Origin of the sequence: Variovorax sp. efr-133-TYG-130 (assembly GCF_030208835.1) — a bacterium.
Taxonomy (GTDB): Bacteria; Pseudomonadota; Gammaproteobacteria; order Burkholderiales; family Burkholderiaceae_C; genus Variovorax.
This window is the reverse complement of the sequence record NZ_JARVTD010000011.1, coordinates 14,195-31,524: the sequence shown is the minus strand read 5'-3', so window position 1 is coordinate 31,524 and position 17,330 is coordinate 14,195. Positions and strand designations below refer to the sequence as shown.

The 17,330-nt window shown below is 66.9% G+C and carries 14 protein-coding genes and 1 tRNA gene; all 15 read left to right on the top strand.

The genetic code is table 11. The features are described 5' to 3' along the window. Position 1 precedes the first annotated feature (1 nt). The 15 genes from pheT to QRN67_RS14540 all read left to right on the top strand — a co-directional run bounded on the left by pheT (position 2) and on the right by QRN67_RS14540 (position 17,263). Positions 2–2,443 carry a phenylalanine--tRNA ligase subunit beta gene (pheT, locus tag QRN67_RS14610; RefSeq protein ID WP_285412317.1) on the top strand — a complete coding sequence of 814 codons (2,442 nt, stop codon included), beginning with the start codon at positions 2–4 and terminating at the stop codon, positions 2,441–2,443. 5 nt (positions 2,444–2,448) lie between these two features. Next, a complete protein-coding gene (locus QRN67_RS14605) occupies positions 2,449–2,826 on the top strand; it encodes an integration host factor subunit alpha (protein ID WP_081266764.1) in 378 nt (125 codons plus the stop codon). A gap of 72 nt (positions 2,827–2,898) precedes the next feature. Continuing rightward, positions 2,899–3,366: a MerR family transcriptional regulator gene (locus QRN67_RS14600; RefSeq protein ID WP_081266643.1), complete on the top strand. Its 468-nt coding sequence runs from the start codon at positions 2,899–2,901 to the stop codon at positions 3,364–3,366. Between the two features lie 26 nt (positions 3,367–3,392). Beyond that, positions 3,393–3,469, top strand: a tRNA-Pro gene (locus tag QRN67_RS14595). Positions 3,470–3,701: 232 nt separating this feature from the next. Next, entirely contained in the window at positions 3,702–3,932 is a 231-nt protein-coding gene (locus tag QRN67_RS14590; RefSeq protein ID WP_172839801.1) for a hypothetical protein, read from the top strand. 204 nt (positions 3,933–4,136) lie between these two features. Continuing rightward, positions 4,137–4,835, top strand: coding sequence for a Crp/Fnr family transcriptional regulator (locus QRN67_RS14585; RefSeq protein ID WP_285412316.1), 699 nt, complete (start codon positions 4,137–4,139; stop codon positions 4,833–4,835). A gap of 121 nt (positions 4,836–4,956) precedes the next feature. Continuing rightward, the gene (locus QRN67_RS14580) at positions 4,957–5,217 is read left to right on the top strand and encodes a hypothetical protein (RefSeq protein ID WP_081266673.1); all 261 of its coding nucleotides are present in this window, start codon (positions 4,957–4,959) and stop codon (positions 5,215–5,217) included. A gap of 887 nt (positions 5,218–6,104) precedes the next feature. Beyond that, a complete protein-coding gene (locus QRN67_RS14575; protein WP_285412315.1) occupies positions 6,105–7,529 on the top strand; it encodes an EAL domain-containing protein in 1,425 nt (474 codons plus the stop codon). Beyond that, complete coding sequence (locus tag QRN67_RS14570; protein WP_081266675.1) at positions 7,526–7,732, top strand: hypothetical protein; 207 nt, start codon at positions 7,526–7,528, stop codon at positions 7,730–7,732. Before QRN67_RS14575 ends, QRN67_RS14570 begins: the two co-directional genes overlap by 4 nt. 131 nt (positions 7,733–7,863) lie before the next feature. Then, on the top strand, positions 7,864–8,373 hold the full coding sequence (locus QRN67_RS14565; RefSeq protein WP_081266767.1) for a hypothetical protein: 510 nt from the start codon (positions 7,864–7,866) through the stop codon (positions 8,371–8,373). 16 nt (positions 8,374–8,389) lie between these two features. After that, positions 8,390–9,799, top strand: a complete 1,410-nt coding sequence (locus tag QRN67_RS14560; RefSeq protein WP_081266676.1) for a CsgG/HfaB family protein — start codon at positions 8,390–8,392, stop codon at positions 9,797–9,799. A 105-nt stretch (positions 9,800–9,904) separates the two neighbouring features. Continuing rightward, complete coding sequence (locus tag QRN67_RS14555) at positions 9,905–14,605, top strand: beta strand repeat-containing protein (RefSeq protein ID WP_285412314.1); 4,701 nt, start codon at positions 9,905–9,907, stop codon at positions 14,603–14,605. 186 nt (positions 14,606–14,791) lie between these two features. Then, entirely contained in the window at positions 14,792–15,574 is a 783-nt protein-coding gene (locus QRN67_RS14550; RefSeq protein WP_285412313.1) for a Crp/Fnr family transcriptional regulator, read from the top strand. A gap of 119 nt (positions 15,575–15,693) precedes the next feature. After that, a complete protein-coding gene (locus tag QRN67_RS14545) occupies positions 15,694–16,365 on the top strand; it encodes a DUF1345 domain-containing protein (RefSeq protein WP_234382670.1) in 672 nt (223 codons plus the stop codon). 43 nt (positions 16,366–16,408) lie between these two features. Then, positions 16,409–17,263 (top strand): hypothetical protein, encoded by an 855-nt coding sequence (locus tag QRN67_RS14540; RefSeq protein WP_285412312.1) that lies wholly within the window; start codon positions 16,409–16,411, stop codon positions 17,261–17,263. The last annotated feature ends 67 nt before the right edge of the window (positions 17,264–17,330 follow it).

The following is a 17,330-nucleotide window of genomic DNA, read 5'->3' as shown; positions in this document are numbered from 1 at the left end:
GATGCAATTCCCGGAATCCTGGCTGCGCGAGTTCTGCAATCCGCCCCTCGACAGCGCCGAACTGGCCGAAACGCTCACCATGGGTGGTTTCGAGGTCGAAGAGCGCCGTCCGGTCGCGCCGCCCTTCACGCGCATCGTGGTCGGCGAAATCAAGGAAGCCGAGCAGCACCCGAATGCCGATCGCCTGCGCGTGTGCCAGGTCGACGTGGGGCAGGGCGCCTTGCTCAACATCGTGTGCGGCGCGCCCAATGCGCGCGTCGGCATCAAGGTGCCGTGCGCGCTCGTGGGCGCCGAACTTCCGCCGGGTGAAGACGGCAAGCCTTTCCTCATCAAGCTGGGCAAGCTGCGCGGCGTCGAGAGCCAGGGCATGCTGTGCTCGGCGCGAGAACTGCACCTGAGCGAAGACCATGGCGGCCTGCTCGAGCTCGCTGCCGACGCGCCCATCGGCGCCGACGTGCGCGATGTGCTCAAGCTCGACGACTCGCTGCTCACCCTCAAGCTCACGCCCAACCTGGCGCACGGCCTGAGCGTGTACGGCGTGGCACGCGAACTCGCCGCGCTCACCGGCGCGCCGCTCAAGACGCCGGCCATCGCGCCGGTGGCCCCGGCGTTCAGCGACGTGCTGCCCGTCAAGGTCGAGGCGCCCGAGCTTTGCGGCCGCTTCTCGGGCCGCATCGTGCGCGGCGTGAACACCAAGGTGGCCACGCCGGCATGGATGGTCGAGCGCCTGGCGCGCTGCGGCCAGCGCAGCGTGACGCCGCTCGTCGACATCTCGAACTACGTGATGTTCGAGTACGGCCAGCCCAGCCACATCTTCGACCTCGACAAGATCCATGGCGGCCTCACCGTGCGCTGGGGCAAGGCGGGCGAGCAGCTCAAGCTGCTCAATGGCACGACCATCACGCTGGACGACAAGGTCGGCGTGATTGCCGACGACCGCGAGGTCGAGTCGCTCGCCGGCATCATGGGCGGCGACGCCACCTCCGTTTCGGACGACACGCGGAACATCTACGTCGAGGCCGCGTTCTGGTGGCCTGCCGCCGTGCAGGGCCGCTCGCGCCGCTTCAACTTCTCGACCGACGCCGGCCATCGCTACGAGCGCGGCGTCGATCCGAGCCGCACCGTGCAGATCATCGAGCGCATCACGCAGTTGATCGTCGAAATCTGCGGCGGCCACGCCGGCGCGATGGACGACCAGAAACTGCACGTGCCCGAGGCCGTCCCCGTCACGCTTCGCGTGGCGCGCGCCGCGCGCGTGATCGGCATGCCGCTGACGCAGGCGCAATGCGCCGACGCGCTGAACCGGCTGGGCTTTGCCATCACCGAAGGCGAAGGCACGCTGACCGTGACCCCGCCGCCGCATCGCTTCGACCTGCTCATCGAAGAAGACCTGATCGAAGAAGTGGCGCGCTTGATCGGCTTCAACAACCTGCCGACCACCGCGCCGCTCGCGCCCATCACGGCCCGTGTGCGGCCCGAGGCGCAGCGTGGCCGCTTTGCGGTGCGCCGCGCCGTTGCGGCGCTGGGTTATCAGGAAACGATCAACTTCAGTTTCGTCGAGGCGCATTGGGAGCAGGACCTTGCCGGCAATGCCAATCCGATCAAGCTGCTGAACCCGATCGCCAGCCAGATGAGCGTGATGCGTTCGTCGCTGCTGGGTTCGCTGCTGCAGGTGCTCAAGTTCAACCTCGATCGCAAGGCGCCGCGCGTGCGTGTGTTCGAGCTGGGCCGTGTCTACCTGCGCGACGACAGTGTCGCCACCACCGACAGCACCGTGCGCGGCGTTCATCAGCCGATGCGCGTGGCGGGCCTTGCATGGGGCGATGCCGACGAAGCGCGTTGGGACGGCAAGCCCGAGCGCATCGACTTCTACGACGTCAAGGGTGACGTGGAAGCACTGCTCGCGCCGCTGGTGCCGAGCTTCGAGGCAGCCGAACATCCCGCGCTGCACCCGGGCCGTTCGGCACGCGTGCTGGTCGACGGCAAGGCCATCGGCTTCGTCGGTGAACTGCATCCGCGCTGGCGCCAGAAGTGGGACTTTGCCCAGGCGCCGGTGCTGTTCGAACTCGATCTCGACGCAGTGACGGCGCGCGCCGTGCCCCTGGCGCAGCCGGTGCCCAAGCACCAGGCCGTGGAGCGCGACATCGCCGTCGTCGTGGCCGAAGCCGTCACGCACGACGCGCTGATGCAGACCATCCGCGCGGCTGCGGCCGCGCAGGGCCTGCTGCGCGATGCGACGCTGTTCGACATCTACCGTCCCCAGCCGCTGCGCGATGGCGCCGTGGCTGCGCCCGGTGCGCTGGCACAGGGCGAGAAGAGCATGGCGGTGCGCCTGAGCTTCCAGAGCGACAGCGCCACGCTGACGGACGAGCAGGTCGAGCCTGCGGTGCGTGCCATCGTCGAACAATTGGGCGCCAGGCTCGGCGGCCGCTTGAGAGGATGAAGAGAATGAATGCTGCCGACTTCACGCTCGAGGCCCTGGAAACGCCTGCGCTCACCAAGGCGCACCTGGCAGACCTGCTGTTCGAGCAGATCGGCCTGAACAAGCGTGAGTCCAAGGACATGGTCGAGGCGTTCTTCGAGCTCGTGGCAAGGAGCCTCATCGAAGGCACGGACGTGAAGATCTCGGGCTTCGGCAACTTCCAGATCCGCGTGAAGGCGCCGCGGCCTGGGCGCAATCCACGTACCGGCGAAGCCATTCCGATCGGCGAGCGCCGCGTGGCTACTTTCCACGCCAGCGCCAAGCTCAAGGAACAGATTCACGGCAGCATAGAGCCGCAGGGCGGTGCGGCGACCGAAGTCGAGTGGAGCCTTGGCACCGAGTGAATGAATAGTGCTTGGTGCTGCGCGCTTGCGTAGAGTAATCTCTAAGGTTTCCCGCGCACAGTCTTGATTTCAATGGAGAAAACGCTCCCGCCGATTCCTGTCAAACGCTACTTCACCATCGGTGAGGTGGGCGAGCTCTGCGGCGTCAAGCCGCATGTGCTGCGCTATTGGGAGCAGGAGTTCACGCAACTGCGGCCCATGAAGCGGCGCGGCAACCGCCGCTACTACCAGCACCACGAGGTGCTGATGATCCGCCGCATCCGCGACCTGCTCTACGACCAGGGCTTCACCATCAGCGGTGCACGCAACAAGCTGCAAGAACTGGTGCAAGGTGAGCGCGATCGCCGCAAGGCCGGTGGCGAACTGCCGCTCGAAGGCATGGAAGCGATCGAGATCGAGCAGGAAGAATTCGATGCGGCCGTGCAGGACGCGCCGGCACCCGTGGCTGCCGCTGCGCCGAAGATGGCCGATCTGTCGCAGCTGCTGAACCTTCGACGCGAACTCTTTGAAATTCGTGAGCTGCTGACCGTCGGACACTGAATTTTCACAGCTATAATTGAGAGCTTCGGTGTGTGGCGCAGCCTGGTAGCGCACTTGCATGGGGTGCAAGGGGTCGAAGGTTCGAATCCTTTCACACCGACCAAATCAGTAGATGGAACAACGGCTTACGCTCACAAGGCGTAGGCCGTTTTTCTTTGCACGTGACAAGCAGAGGTTCACCCGGCCTGGACCTGCGGTGACACTGACGCCCTCAGTCTTGGACGAGATGTTTTTCACGATTGCCAAAGGTTGTGCGCAATGCTCGACGAGCAGATTGGCGCTTGTGAACTAGTTCCTGTGCCTATGGGACGGTGCCTTTTATCCTCAAGACCATGATGAGAGCACCAACCCACATTCTTGACCTGCCCGATGGTTGGACTGCTGATTTCGAGATCGTCCGCACCCTTCATGGCTCCTATGCCGGCATTGCCAGGCTGAGCCTCAGTGGTGTGCAGAAGTGCGCGTTGGTCATCACCCAGCAACTGACCTGGGACGGCGCCTTCGAGCGCGCATGTGCGCGGGCCGCCCACTTCGTACGGGAATGGATTTCAAGCGCTCGGGAGTGATGCAGGCTTTTCTGCACGCATAGATAGCGCTCTTCTTGAAGGGCTCCGGCTAGATATCGCCGAGAACTGCCAAAAAGTACCGAATCGGAAGAGGGTCAGTCTCTGGACTGAGACGTCCGGTCAAGTCCGTGTATGACGAGCCAGCACTCTCTGTATCCGCCTTGCGACGCCAACGTCGCGGCGGCCCGGAGACCGCTTCCCGTCATGTACCTGCATCCACTTCTTGCCAAGTTGCCCGCCCTCGAGCGCGACGCGCTCGTCCAGTCCAGCGAACTGCGCTCATACCGGCGCAACGCCCCGGTTCTCGCTGCCGGTGATTGGACAAGCCAAATCTACTGTGTCGCGAATGGCCTTCTACGCGTAGCGGCCCCGGGCGGCGGCGATGGCACGGACGTCACGACCGATTTCATTCGTCCCGACGACTTCTTCCTCGGCCCATCCTTGAGCGAGGACAGGTACCAAGCCAGGCAGGGCTTGATCGCGGTGCTGCCGTCGTCGGTGTACCTCGTTCCGGCCGCCGCACTGCGCGAGTTGTGCGCGAAGCATTCAGAGGTGGCGCTCGGTCTGCTGGGGCTTGCGATGAATCGAATGTCCGGCATTCGCGGGCAGATGCGCAGCGTGTCGGAACTGCCGACCGAAGACTTGGTGAGCCGCGTGCTTCAGCAGTTGACCCACTTGGCACCAGCAGGTGCTGGCAGCTACGACAGGCGCATCACGCAGTCGGTGATCGCCTCTTACTCGGGGCTCTCGCGCGAGGTGGTCAACAAGACGATGCGCAGTCTGGAGAGCAGGGGGCTCGTGCGACGCGACGAGGACGGAATTCATGTGCTGCCGCAACTCGTGGAGACTCCGGTGCCGCCTCGGGTATCCGGTACATCGACCGGATGCAGCCAGCGCGTGTAGTGCGTAGGAGCGGCGGGCGACGAGGAAGGCGAGAGAACGATCGCGCCATTAGAAAAATCTTCTTCTCATACCAAGGAACTAATTCCTTGGTGTGACACTGCCCCCGGCCTATTCTCGGCGCATGAGTTCAACGCAACAACAACAACTTCTGGTCGAACTGCCCGACGGGTGGTCGAGCCGGATCGATATCAAGCAAACCACCAATGGCCGCTACGCGGGTGTCGCCGAATTGAGCCTGCAGGGGCTCAAGTGGGGCGTTCTGGTCTTCATGCAGCAGCCGTCGCTGGAAGCCGCGCTGGCACGTGTGCGGCTGCGGGCCAGCCAGTTCGCAAGAGAACGGATTTCGCTGCTCGACGTCGAAGCGCGGATGCAGCTGCACTGAGGCTCAAATGAAGAAAGCCCGCGCAAGGCGGGCTTTGGGATGCGGTCGTGGACTCTCTCACGCAGTCCGAGGTTGCGCAGATTTTCATTTGCCCATGTTTTTCCTATCCCGCGCATGAAGATTGCCAAACCACGCGCGATGGCAAACGCGGCACCATCGATGTTCTCCTTGGACAAGCTTGGAAGAACATCATGAAGACACTCAGAAAGCTCATCGGCGGCGCCATCTCTCTCGCGGGCGCGGTGGTGATCGTTGCCCAGCTTCATGTGATCGTGCCCGGGGCCTGAAGCCCACACCGGCCGGTTGATCTAATGGCGGAACGGCTCCCGGAGCCGTTCGCACAGCCATTGCGCCAGTTCGCTCTCGCTCCAGCTCAGTCCCGTGAGCCGGCCGATGTTCTTCGAACATTGTTTACAAATGTGAGCAGGAACACATCCACGGGCCGAAAGCGAATGCCAACGGCTACTGTAATCCGTAGTATTCATTTTGTTTCAAATGTCCTACGGAGCTTGCAACGTGATGGTTCAAAGATCCCCGTTCTTCCGAACGTACAAGCCACGCCATGCCGTGCGCGGGTCTGCCTCACGAACGCGTGGCGCCGATGAGTCGAGGGCCACGTCCATGCCTTATTCCTAGCTGCCGCAGCGCGAGCGCAGGCGTTCTCCGCCTGACGCTGCGCACCACCTCGCCGTGACCCGATAGCCGATCGCGAGGCCTCCTGAAAAGAAGGCCCGTCGTGTGACGGCTGTCGCCTGCGCGTCGAGTTTCCAAAAGTCCGGTTCGAACCCGCGTTGCGACGTGGGATGGCCGACTGTTGCCGCAAGAAACGCGGTGGCTCCTTCTTCTCTTGTGTGACTTCGACGCAGAAATTTTCGACCGAGGATGCAATGCCTGCTCTCTCTCCGCTGACAACCTGGCCTCTCGGCGCGGACCTGCCCGCCGGCTGGGCACCGCGTGCGTCGGCGACGGGCGACGCGGCAAACGACCGCCCGCCTCGCGATGCGAGCGACGCGCAGGACACGATGCGCATTCCCTATGCGGACTCGGTGCCCTTCGTTTCCACCGTGCCCGCCGAGCTCTTCGCGCGCCAGCCGCGGCACAGGCCTTGCGCCTACGTCTTCATCGCGAACCTGCCGCACCTCGCCGAGGCCTACGGACAAGATTTCGCGTCGAGCGCCAGCCGCGAGATCCAGCGCCGCCTGTGCGCGAATTTCCTGTGTTCGGCCGAGACCGATCTCGCCCGCCTGCGCGACGATTGCTTCCTGCTCTGGGCCAATGATGCCTTCGCGGCCGGCACGGTGCGCGCCGGCTCGTCCGTGAGCCGTGAGCTTGAGACGCTGCTGGCCGAACTCGGCGCGGAGCCGGTGCGCGCCGGTGGGATCGCCGCAATGGCGCAACTGCATGCCGACTGGATCGAGGTGCGCCCGCCCGAGGAACTCGGCACCGCCGAGATCGAGCTCACGCTGTGGACCGCGCAGCCTTTCCCCGAGTCGGGCGAGAGCAGGGCGGACGGATGGCGCCAGCGCTACCGCGCCGACATGGACGTCGCCGTGCACGTCAGCGAGGCCGTGCTGGCCCAGGGGCTGAGCTTCGGATGGCAGCCCGTGGTGCACGCGGGCGGCATCGCCACCATCTTCTACAGAGAGGGCCGCCCGCGCATCGCGCCGAGCCGCGGAGAGCCCGCGTCGCTCGCGCCGGAGGTTTTCCTGCCATGCCTGCAGCGCCTGGGCCTTGCGCGCGCCTTCGACCGCCTCGTGCTGCGGCGCGCGATGGAGGCCCTGAGGCTGCGTCCTTCGGCGCACATCGGCGTGCGCATCAGCGCGCAGAGCGCCAAGCCCGATCACTGGTGGGCTTCGCTGCTGTCGGCGCTCGACGAAGAGTTTGCGTTGGCCTCGCGCCTGGTGATCGAGATCACCGGCAGCAGCGGCCTGCCCGACCTCGAGGCGGCGCGCGATTTCTGCGTGCAGCTGCAGTTGCGCGGCTGCCGCATCGCGCTGCGCGACTTCGGCGGCGGCGGCGACAACCTGGCGGCCGTGCAGGCCTGCCGCCCCGACATCGTGAAGCTCGACGCTTCCTTCCTGCGCCGTGCACGCAGCAGCGCCTTCGGCCGCGAGTGCCTGCAGGGAATGGTGTCGCTGTGCAGCCACTTCGCGACGCACGTGGTGGTCGATGGCGTCGAGCGCGAGGACGACGTGCACGTCGCCCTGGCCGCGGGCGCGCAGTGGCTTCAGGGTTACAGCGTTCGCGGCAGCGAGCCGCAAAGCCACGCCGAGGCGCCTGCCGCCCGGCGCCAACAGGTGGACTTCTCATGAACATGCCTACGGACCTGCACCTTCGCCTTGCCCGGTTGAACACCGAGCTGCTCCAGCTGCAACGCGCAGTGCAAGACCTGATGCAGCAATGCGTCATGCACTCGGACAACGCGAGTGCGGACGACATCGTCGCCAAGGCCCAGTACCTGGCGCTCGAAGCCGCGTTGCGCATGCCCGATGCGCGCAGCACGACGCGCGCATGACACCGCTTCTCCTTTCAACGTTTCCTCTCTCCCGCAGAAATCCTATGCCTACCCAACTCGTCCAGGTTCCCCCCGGCGCGCGCCACCTCCGGTTGCGCCAGCGCTTGTCTTTCGTTTCGCTCAGGCACTTCATGCAAGTGGGTGTGCATGCGTTCTTCGTGGTCGCGGCAGTGGGGGCTTCGGCCAACAACGTGGGCGAGAACAGCGCCTGGCAGTTCCAGACCTCCGCGGACAAGGCCAACCAGGCCGCGGTGCAGGACATGATCCAGCGCAAGAAGGCCGGCAGCTACGGGGCGGCCAACTACACCACCAACAACTACGTCGGCAAGCAATACAACTGCGACATCACGGCCACGGCACAGGGCAACCAGGGCACCAACAGCACGGTCGCCAATTCGCCCAGCACCAGCGGCCCGGCCGCCAATTCCACGGGCAATGCCAACACGGGCTATGGCGGCGCGGGCACGGTGACGACGGGCCAGGCCAATACCGGGACCGTCGGCTCGTTCGTGAACGGGTCCACCAGCAGCAGCGTGCAGGGCTGGTCCAGCCAGGCCCTGAACTCCAACCAGACCAACACCGGCAACCAGAGCGCCAGCGTCGGCGGCAGCTCGGCATGCGCATTCGGCGCGCTCAACTGACAGGGAAGAAGAAAGAATGATCACGTTCGAGTCGATCCGCGCATTGCCGCGCGTCAAGAAAACGGCCGCGTCGCGCGGCCTGCTGGCGGCAGCCGCCGTCATGAGCCTGGCCGGTTGCGTGACCGCGCCGCAGCAGCAGCTTGCGCCGAAAGAGGCGCCCATCGTCCTCGGCCCCGCCGTGCGCGAGAACATCACGCCGATGGAGCCCGTGCTCGCCTGCTTCGGCGACCACGTGGCCGCCATGCAGCGCCCGCCCATCGTCATCACCGTGGGCGACGTGAAGGACTACACCGGCAAGTACAGCATCAACGAAGGCAACGCCATCACGCAGGGCGGCGCGCTGATGGTGTATTCGGCACTCGGCAAGCTCGGCGGCGCGGTGCAGGTGGCCGAGCGCTTCGACCCCGTCATCGCCGAACGCGAGCTCGGCTATGCCGACCGCCGCCAGCTCGGCGACGGCCGCACGCACCAGCTCGCCGGCCCCAACGGCGGGCAGGTGGTGCCGTGGCTGCCGTACTTCGGGGGTTCCATCAACAAGTCCGACTACTTCATCGTCGGCGGCATCACCGAGCTCAACTACAACATCAACTCCGGCGGCGCCGAGGTCGCGGTGAACCAGGTGGGCATCAAGGCGCGCACCTTCAGCCAGTCGGTGGGCGTGGACCTGCGCATCGTCGACACCAAGACGCTGATGATCGTCAAGACCATCAGCCTGACCAAGCAGTTCAACGGCTACGAGGTCGGCTTCAACGTCTTCCGCTTCTTCGGCAGCAAGCTGTACGACATCGACGTCGGCGCCAAGGGGCAGGAACCCGTGCAGATGGGCGTGCGTGCCGCGCTCGAAGAAGGCGTGGTGCGCCTGGTGGCCGCCGTCTCCAAGGTCGACCCCGAGCCTTGCCTGGGCATGCGCATGAACGACCAGCTGCAGATGGTGCCGGCCGAGAAGCTGCGCAGGGTCGCCAACCCGCTGGTCGATTCGGCCGGCACGCCGGTGCAGCAGGGCGAGGCCGTCAACGCGGCCAGCCAGACCGGCGCCAGCCTGTCGGGCTCCAGCGTGCAGATCCCGTTCGAGTTCGGCGCCGCCGCGCTCACGGGCGGCACGCTGAACCTGCTCGACCAGATCGCCGCGGCCGCCGCCAAGGGCGCGACCGAAGTCGTGCTCGTGGCACGCGACACCGAGAACTGGGACGCCGGCAAGCGCGACATGTTGACCGACCAGCGCATCGGCGTGGTCACGTCCGCGCTCGCGTCGCGCGGGATCGCCCCCGGCGGCATCAACGTCACATGGCGGCCTGACAAGGCGGACACGTCGATCCATCGCGACGGTCCCGGCCTGCAGGAGATCGCCAAGCTCCGCGTGCAGGGCGCGGGGAGGGGTGGACCGGCCCGCACGGTCCGCGAGGAGAACGCAACCGGAGGGAAGTAACCGACACCGAGTCCCCAACCGCACCACCACCACCACAACGCATCACGTTTCCAGATCGGTCCCCTTCGGGATCGAGTCAGTCATCCGATCCAAAAAGGAAAATCCATGAAGAAGAATCGCAAGAATCACGGCGCCGGCACCCCGGCGCTCGGCAGCGTCGGCCTTGCAGTGCTCGCCATGCTGATGGGCAGCGGCGCGCAAGCCGCCGATGTGAGCTTCGGCACCCCGTCCACAGTGACGGTCACGGGCCACAAGACCGTGCAGAGCGTGCAGGGCAACACCGTCGGTGTTTCCGCCGACACCTCGGACACGACGACCGGCGTCACCGTGGTCGGCCCGCAGGCCGGCACCAGCAACACGACGACCAACAACCAGGTCAAGCCCACCGCCATCGGCAACACCTTCACCAACGCGATCGACCTGTCGCTGACCGGCACCGCTCCCGACTCGAGCGCCGAAGGCTCGGCTTCGCTCGGCGTGCAGACCAACAGCGGCGTGGTGTCGAGCACCGCCAACAACAACGTCGTGAAGGTCGACCTGACCGGCTTCACCAGCGGCAGCGCTTCGAACACGGCCAACACCATCGCGGCCAGCACCACGCTGAACAGCGGCTCCTCGACGATCGCCGGCACGGTGCCGAACGACTACACCTCCGGGACGGCAGGCATCACGAGCATCAGCTACACGCCCGGCGGCAACTCCGCCACCGCGCAAGGCAGCATCGCCATCACCTCGGCGCAGATGGGCACGGGCGCCGCCTCCAGCGCGACGGCCGGCGAGAACGAGGTCACGCTGAGCCTGACCTCGCCCGCCACCGCCACCGTGACTGCCGGTCCGGTGCTCGACAACAACACCGTCTCGGCCACTCTCAAGGGCAACGCCGCGACCAGCACGGCCAGCATCCAGCCCGGCGGCGCGCCCACGTTCGTCGGCTCGGCCGTCGTGTCGAACCTGCAGCTGAACCAGGCTGCCGGCGTCGGCGTGACCCACAGCGCTGTCACCGAAGGCACGACCATCGGCGCGACCGTGGCCGGCAACGCCCCGGGCGTCACCAACACCCTGACGGGCGGTCTCTCGGTCCAGGGCAACACCGTGTCGAGCGCGGCCACCGGCAATGAGTCGCTGGGCGCGGCGGGCGTGGCGGGCAACCGGATCGTGCTGGGCGACGGCATGTCCGTCACCGGCTCCGGCGGCCCGGGCTTCAACAACGCAAGCTTCAACGGTGGCGCCTTGTCGAACGTCGTGGCGGCCGACCTGGCGATTCTCAACAGCCAGGGCAATGTCGGCGTCTCGCTTTCCAGCCAGACGCAGGGCACGTTCATCGGTGCCGCGGTGCAGTCGATCGACAACGGCTCGGTCAATCTGTCGGGCAACAGCGTGACCTCGGCAGCCACCGGCAACGCGGCTTCCAGCGCCATTGCCAGCGGAAATAACGCGGCTGCATTTGCAGCCACCGCCGCGCTGGCCAGCCAGCAGAGCAACTACCGCGCCAGCGTGGAAGCCAGCACCGGCCCGTCGGCTGTCGGCGTGATCTCCGGTTCCGAGAACGGCACCAACAACGCCAGCACGCTGACCGTGGGCAACAACCGCATCGCGGCCACCGCTTATGGCAGCAGCGTGAGCCAGAACCTGTCGCTCGAAGCGAATGCAATGCCCCTGGTCGGGACCGCATTCCTCAACGGCGGCAGTACGCCCGACGGCAACGTGAACGCCAACGGCGCGGCAACGGTGTCGAACCTGCAAGGCAACTACGGCGCCGCGGTCAGCGCCACGAACGCTCTCTCCGTCCTCGGCCTGAGCGCCGATTCGCGCGGCACCGGCGGCGACACCATCAAGGCGAGTGCCTTCGCGGTCAACGGCAACACCCAGGAAGCAGTGGCTGTCGGCAACAGCGCGGGCAATGCGCTGTCGCTGACCGGCACCAGCGTGGGCTCGGGTGCCGGCGTGGCCAATGTGCAGGTCGTCGACGGCAACTCGCCGGTGCAGGCCGAACTCGTCGGTGCCACGGCCACCGCGTACCTCGGCACGCATTCGACCGACACCAGCGTGGCGCTGACCAACAACCTGCAGCGCGCTGTCGGCTACGCCAATTCGGCATCCAACACTCTGAACGTTGCGGCCAACGGCGCCAACGTGGCTGCGGCGGGTGGACCCGCTTCGGTCGTGTTCGCTGCCGGCAACAACGTCATCGCCGGCTACGGCGTGCTGAGCAGCCAGTCGGCGCTCGGCGACGTGACGGCCAGCGCATCGGGCACCGCGCAGATCCTGCCGGTGAGCGCACTGCAAGTGCTGGTTGAAGGCAACGTCACGCGCGGCACCGTCACCAACGAAGGCAACGCCTTCGTCGGCGCGGCCTACGGCAACGACGTGGCCAACGGCGCGAAGCTCGCGCTGGGCACCGGCGTGACGACCATCGGCTTCTCGTCGGTGGCGAACGTGACCAGCGTGCAGAACGCGGCCGGTGCCGTCGAGGCAGCCGCGTCCGGTGGCTCGGTGGTGAACACGAGCATCGAGGACAACCTTGCGAACTCCTCGGTATCGACGTCGACCAACCAGATCCAGGCGCTGGCCTACGGCAACCGCGCGAGCGGCAACACGCTGTCGGTGACGGGCAATTCGCTGTCCACCGCAAGCACCGCAGGTGTTCGCCAGGGCGCCGTGTCGAACGTCGGGCAGCTGATCACCGATGCTTCGTTCAGCGTGCAGAACGTGCAGACCGGCTCGGGCTCCGTCACCGCCACCCAGCGTGACACGACCACGAACCCGGCTTCGCCACTCGCCGCACAGGTGCGCACGGACATCGGCGGCTCGGTCACTGGCTCCACGGTCGCGTCCAACGGCAACAGCTCCAGCGCCGCCGCAACGAGCAACAGCGCCACCAACGGCCTGACGCTTGCCGGCACCACCATCGCCACCTCGGGCGCGCTGCAGAACTCGCAAGGCACCAGTGCCGACGTGAATGCGCTGATCGGGTTGGCGGGCATCCCGGGTAGCCCCGGTACGCCGGCAGCGCCGTTCAATTTCAATGCAACCGGCAGTGGTCTGATCGGCAACGTCGCGGACAGCCAGGTGACCTTGACGGGCGGTACGCTGACGGTGGCGACGTTGGGCCTGACGACTGCACAGATCAACTATCTGACGGCCAACGGCTGGACCATCACCGGCGGCAACATCAGCGGCCCGGCCACGCTTCTCGGCACGATTCCGCTGTCGTCGTTCGTCGCTATCAACAGCGGCGGCACAGCCCCGTTCTCGGCCACCATCCCCGGCACGCCCGCAACGGCAGCCGTCGCGAACCAGGGCGGCGTCACCGTCGCCGTGGCCGGCGCGGTCACCAACTCGCAGCTGAGCGTCAACGGCAACACCGCCAACGGCGCGGTCACCGGCAACACCGCCACCAACAGCGTGTCCGTCACCGGCGGCAACATCGCTGCGGGCAACGGCGCCACCGTGGCAACGGCGGGCACGCTGCCGCTGGGCTCCGGCACCGGTGCGCAGGCCGACCATGCGCTGTCGAACGTGCAGCAGGTGAACGAAGGCGCAAGTCTCACGACCAGCGTGTTCGGCACCTATGCCATCGACACAACTGCGGGCGCGGCCATCTCGGGCTCGACCCTGAGCGTGTCGAACAACAGCCAGCGCGGCAGCGCGGTCGCCAACACGGCGGCCAACAGCGTGGCACTGAGCGGCAACAGCGTGCAGGCCACCACGGCGCTGGCGTCGCAGCAGAGCAGCGCGGCTGCAGTGTCGGCCGGCTCGGCACTCGAGCTGTACGCACCGGGTGCGGTGTCGAACTCGTCGGTTGCTCTTTCGGGCAACAAGAACGTGTCGCTCGGCGTGATCAACGACGTGACCAACACGCTGGCCGTCACCGGCACCAACGTGACGCCCGTCGGCGCCGCCGTCAACGCGACCCTGAACCCGGCCACCGCCACCGGCGACCATGTGCTGAACAACAACCAGGTTGCCTCCACCAGCGTGAGCAGCACGGCCAGCACGCGCCTGTACAACCAGGACCAGGTGGCAGCCGCCACCGCGGGCCTGGCGAACAGCAGCGTGACCGTGACCGGCAACAGCACCGCAGCCGAAGCTTCCGCCAACCGCGCCGACAACAGCGTGGCCCTGAACGGTGCGGCGCTGCAAGGCGCCAACGCCGGCCTGGTCAACACGCAGAGCAGCTCCGCGGCAGTGGCGTCCAACGCCACCACCTCGGCCACGTTCCAGCTGAACGGCACCGCACCGGCCTCGGCCGCGGCGCTGAACAGCGGCGTGACGATCGACGGCAACAGCACCACGTCGCTGGCTCGCGGCAACGCGGCCACCAACGCGCTGAACGTCGCGGCCGGCAGCAGCTACGGCACCTCGACCGCCGGTACGGCCGGCAGCACGCTGGGTACCACGCAGGCCACGGCCGCCGTGCTGAACACCCAGGGCAACTCGGGTGCGGTGACGTCGAACGCCACGGGGACCTACCAGGTCGCGCTCAACGGCCAGGCCGTGGGCACCGTGCCGGGCCTGACCAACGGCACGGCGGCTGTCACGGGCAACACCGTGGCCGCGCAGGCGTACGGCAACAGCGCGACCAACACGCTGACCGTGACGGCACCGGCCGCCGGTCGCCCGACCGCCGCCATCGGCAACTACCAGACCAACAGCGGCGCCATCGTCGCGACGGCCACTGGTGTGAACTACGGCGTGGGCGTGACGGGTGCGACCAACGGCAGCACCCTGCGCGCCGCGGGTAACCAGGTCACCGCCACGGCGGTGGGCAACTCCGCCGTGTCCACGATCGCGTCGGCCCGCTAAGGGTTGCCGCTCCAGCCCCGGCGGGATTTCCCTCGCCGGGGCTTCTTGTCCGCCCGGGCCGCTTGCGCGGTCCGGCGTCGCAGGCCCCAAGGGCGGGGCCATGCCGGGTTGGGCAATCCCGTATGCCGGTTCCGGATCGATCCGCATCGCTTCCGGCTTGCCCTCTCGCCAGGAAAACCTTCAGCCATGTATCTGCATCCCCTCATAGCCAAAGTGCCGCCCGCCGAGCGCGCGGCGCTGGTCCAGTGCAGCGAGTTGCGCTCGTACCGGCGCAACGACGTCGTGCTCAACGCCGACGAATGGACGGACCGCATCTACTGTGTGGCGAGCGGCCTCTTGCGCGTGGTCGCGCACGGCCGCGAAGACGGCGGCGACGTCACCACCGACTTCATTCGCCAGGACGATTTCTTTCTCAGCCCCTCATTCGCCGAAGACCGCTACCAGGCCATGCAGACGCTCGTCGCGGCCTTGCCGTCTTCGGTCTACCTCGTGCCCGTGGCGGCCGTGCGCAAGCTGTGCGGCCAGTACCCGGAAGTGGCCATCGGCCTGCTGGGTCTCGCCATGAAGCGCATGTCGGTCATTCGCGGGCAACTGCGCCGCATTTCCGCGCTGTCGTCCGAAGACCTGGTCAGCCGCGTGCTGCACCAGCTGACCCAGCTCGCCCCGGCCGTGACCGGCGGCTACGACAAGCGCATCACCCAGTCGGTGATCGCCTCTTACTCCGGCCTTTCGCGCGAGGTGGTCAACAAGACCATTCGCGACCTGGAGAGCCGCGGCCTCGTGCGACGCGACGAGCACGGCGTGCACGTGGACGCCGATTTCGCGGCCACCGACTTCGGCGGCCTGTTGCCGGTGGAGGAGAACCTCTCGCACATCGAGCCGCACCAGGGCAATCCGATGTTCGCGCCCGACATGCTCGACGGCTCACGCGGTTCGGCCGACCGGACCGGCAAATCCGGACGGCCCTGATCAGCTTGCCTGCACCTGCGAGGTTTTCCATGAGATGAACCTGGGGCGTGGATGAAGTTCGCCCGCAGTCGCCAGTTCGGCGCGCGCGCCGTATCCTCGACGGCGTTCTGCGGATCCACATGAAAACTTCAAGACACCCACTTCTTCGCCCGCTGGTCGCGCGGCCGCGGCTCTTCATTGCCGCGGCCATCGCCATCGCGGTCGGCATCCTGCTGCCGTCGGCCATCGAGGCCCACCTGGTCACGCGGCTGCTCATCGCATGGAACACCGGCGCATGCCTCTACGTGGCGCTGGCCGCGACGATGATGATCCGGTCTTCGCCGCAGCACATGCGCTACCGGGCGCAGCTGCAGGACGAGGGGCAGATCGTCATCCTGGTGCTGGTGGTGGTGTCAGCCATCGCGAGCCTCGCGGCCATCGGCGGGGAGCTGGCCGTGGTGAAGGACATGCACGGCTTCGAGAAGATCGCGCACATCGCGCTGGCCGGGCTCACGGTGATGTCGTCGTGGGCCTTCACGCAGATGATGTTCACGCTGCACTATGCGCACGACTACTACGCCGCAGTCAGCAAGGGGCGCAAGCCCGGGCTGCAGTTTCCCGATGACGAGGTGCCGACCTATGGCGACTTCTTCTACTTCTCGGCAGTGATCGGCACTTCGGGGCAGACGGCGGACGTGTCCTTCGTGTCGAAGCCCCTGCGGCGCATCGGCTCGGTGCACTGCATCCTCGCGTACCTGTTCAACACGACGGTGCTTGCGCTGCTCATCAACATCGGCGCAAGCCTGTTCTGAGCGGCCAAGGGAGGGGAAATGCGGGCGTGCCAATAATGGCGCCATGCTTTCTTCGAACCGACTTTTCCCGACCCGTTTCCTCCTGTTGCTTGCGTTGCTGCTGGCCCCCTTGATGGGGTGGGCGCAAAACCGCGCGGAAGCGCTGCTGCAGTTCGAAGGCGTGCAGGCGCGCTACCAGGCTTCGTATGCGCCGGGCGCGGTGGCGCGCGGTGCGCGCGAGCTGCTGGAGCCCGACGACCAGGCCATCGCCGACAAGGCCCTGAAGGCACTCGACGCCGCCGCCAGCCGCGCATTCAGCGCCAAGGCTTCCGTGGCCGCGATCCATCAGGAAGTGGCATCGGCCGGCAACGGCGGTGCCGCGCCCAGCCCCCAGGTGCTGGCCGCCGTCGCCCGCTTCGCGAAGCTGCGCGCCGACTACGCCGCCATGAGCGAGGCCGGCAAGGCCGAGTTCTTCAGCCGCGAACGCGCCAAGCCGGCCGACCCGGTGCGCACCGAACTGCTCGAACGCATGGCCGTGGGCGACGTGCGCGAAATCGATTTCTCGAGCCAGCTGCTGATGAGCGCGGTTGTCAAGCAACTGGCGCGCGGCAACGGCGGCCAGCTCAGCGCCTTGCCCGACAGCACGCTCGACATGGCGCTGGACACCCTGTGGTCGCGCGGCGTGACCTCGACGCGCCCGCGCAACCTGATGATCGTGGCGCGCGAGTTCGAAAAGCAGGTCACGCAGGCGCTGCTGGCCGCGTCGCCCGACGAAGACGTGGCCGCCTTGCTGGCCTGGCGCAACGAGCCGCAGGCGGCGGCCGAGCGCGAGGCGCTGGTGGGCACCTACCGCGCCGAGGTCAAGGGCAGCGGCGGGGTGGCGCTGCGCACGCTGATACGTGGCTGGCCGCGCTCCTGAGCGCAGCACCCGCGTTGCCGCAGGGGCGGCCCCCGGCGGTCGCCGTCGCATATCCGGAGGCGCGTGG

Coding starts and splice junctions, on each gene's coding strand:
- QRN67_RS14580 (WP_081266673.1), top strand. CDS start 4,957: ATGAGTTCAACGCAACAACAACAACTTCTGGTCGAACTGCCCGACGGG.
- QRN67_RS14540 (WP_285412312.1), top strand. CDS start 16,409: ATGCTTTCTTCGAACCGACTTTTCCCGACCCGTTTCCTCCTGTTGCTT.
- pheT (WP_285412317.1), top strand. CDS start 2: ATGCAATTCCCGGAATCCTGGCTGCGCGAGTTCTGCAATCCGCCCCTC.
- QRN67_RS14585 (WP_285412316.1), top strand. CDS start 4,137: ATGTACCTGCATCCACTTCTTGCCAAGTTGCCCGCCCTCGAGCGCGAC.
- QRN67_RS14550 (WP_285412313.1), top strand. CDS start 14,792: ATGTATCTGCATCCCCTCATAGCCAAAGTGCCGCCCGCCGAGCGCGCG.
- QRN67_RS14570 (WP_081266675.1), top strand. CDS start 7,526: ATGAACATGCCTACGGACCTGCACCTTCGCCTTGCCCGGTTGAACACC.
- QRN67_RS14590 (WP_172839801.1), top strand. CDS start 3,702: ATGAGAGCACCAACCCACATTCTTGACCTGCCCGATGGTTGGACTGCT.
- QRN67_RS14600 (WP_081266643.1), top strand. CDS start 2,899: ATGGAGAAAACGCTCCCGCCGATTCCTGTCAAACGCTACTTCACCATC.
- QRN67_RS14575 (WP_285412315.1), top strand. CDS start 6,105: ATGCCTGCTCTCTCTCCGCTGACAACCTGGCCTCTCGGCGCGGACCTG.
- QRN67_RS14560 (WP_081266676.1), top strand. CDS start 8,390: ATGATCACGTTCGAGTCGATCCGCGCATTGCCGCGCGTCAAGAAAACG.
- QRN67_RS14545 (WP_234382670.1), top strand. CDS start 15,694: ATGAAAACTTCAAGACACCCACTTCTTCGCCCGCTGGTCGCGCGGCCG.
- QRN67_RS14565 (WP_081266767.1), top strand. CDS start 7,864: ATGCAAGTGGGTGTGCATGCGTTCTTCGTGGTCGCGGCAGTGGGGGCT.
- QRN67_RS14605 (WP_081266764.1), top strand. CDS start 2,449: ATGAATGCTGCCGACTTCACGCTCGAGGCCCTGGAAACGCCTGCGCTC.
- QRN67_RS14555 (WP_285412314.1), top strand. CDS start 9,905: ATGAAGAAGAATCGCAAGAATCACGGCGCCGGCACCCCGGCGCTCGGC.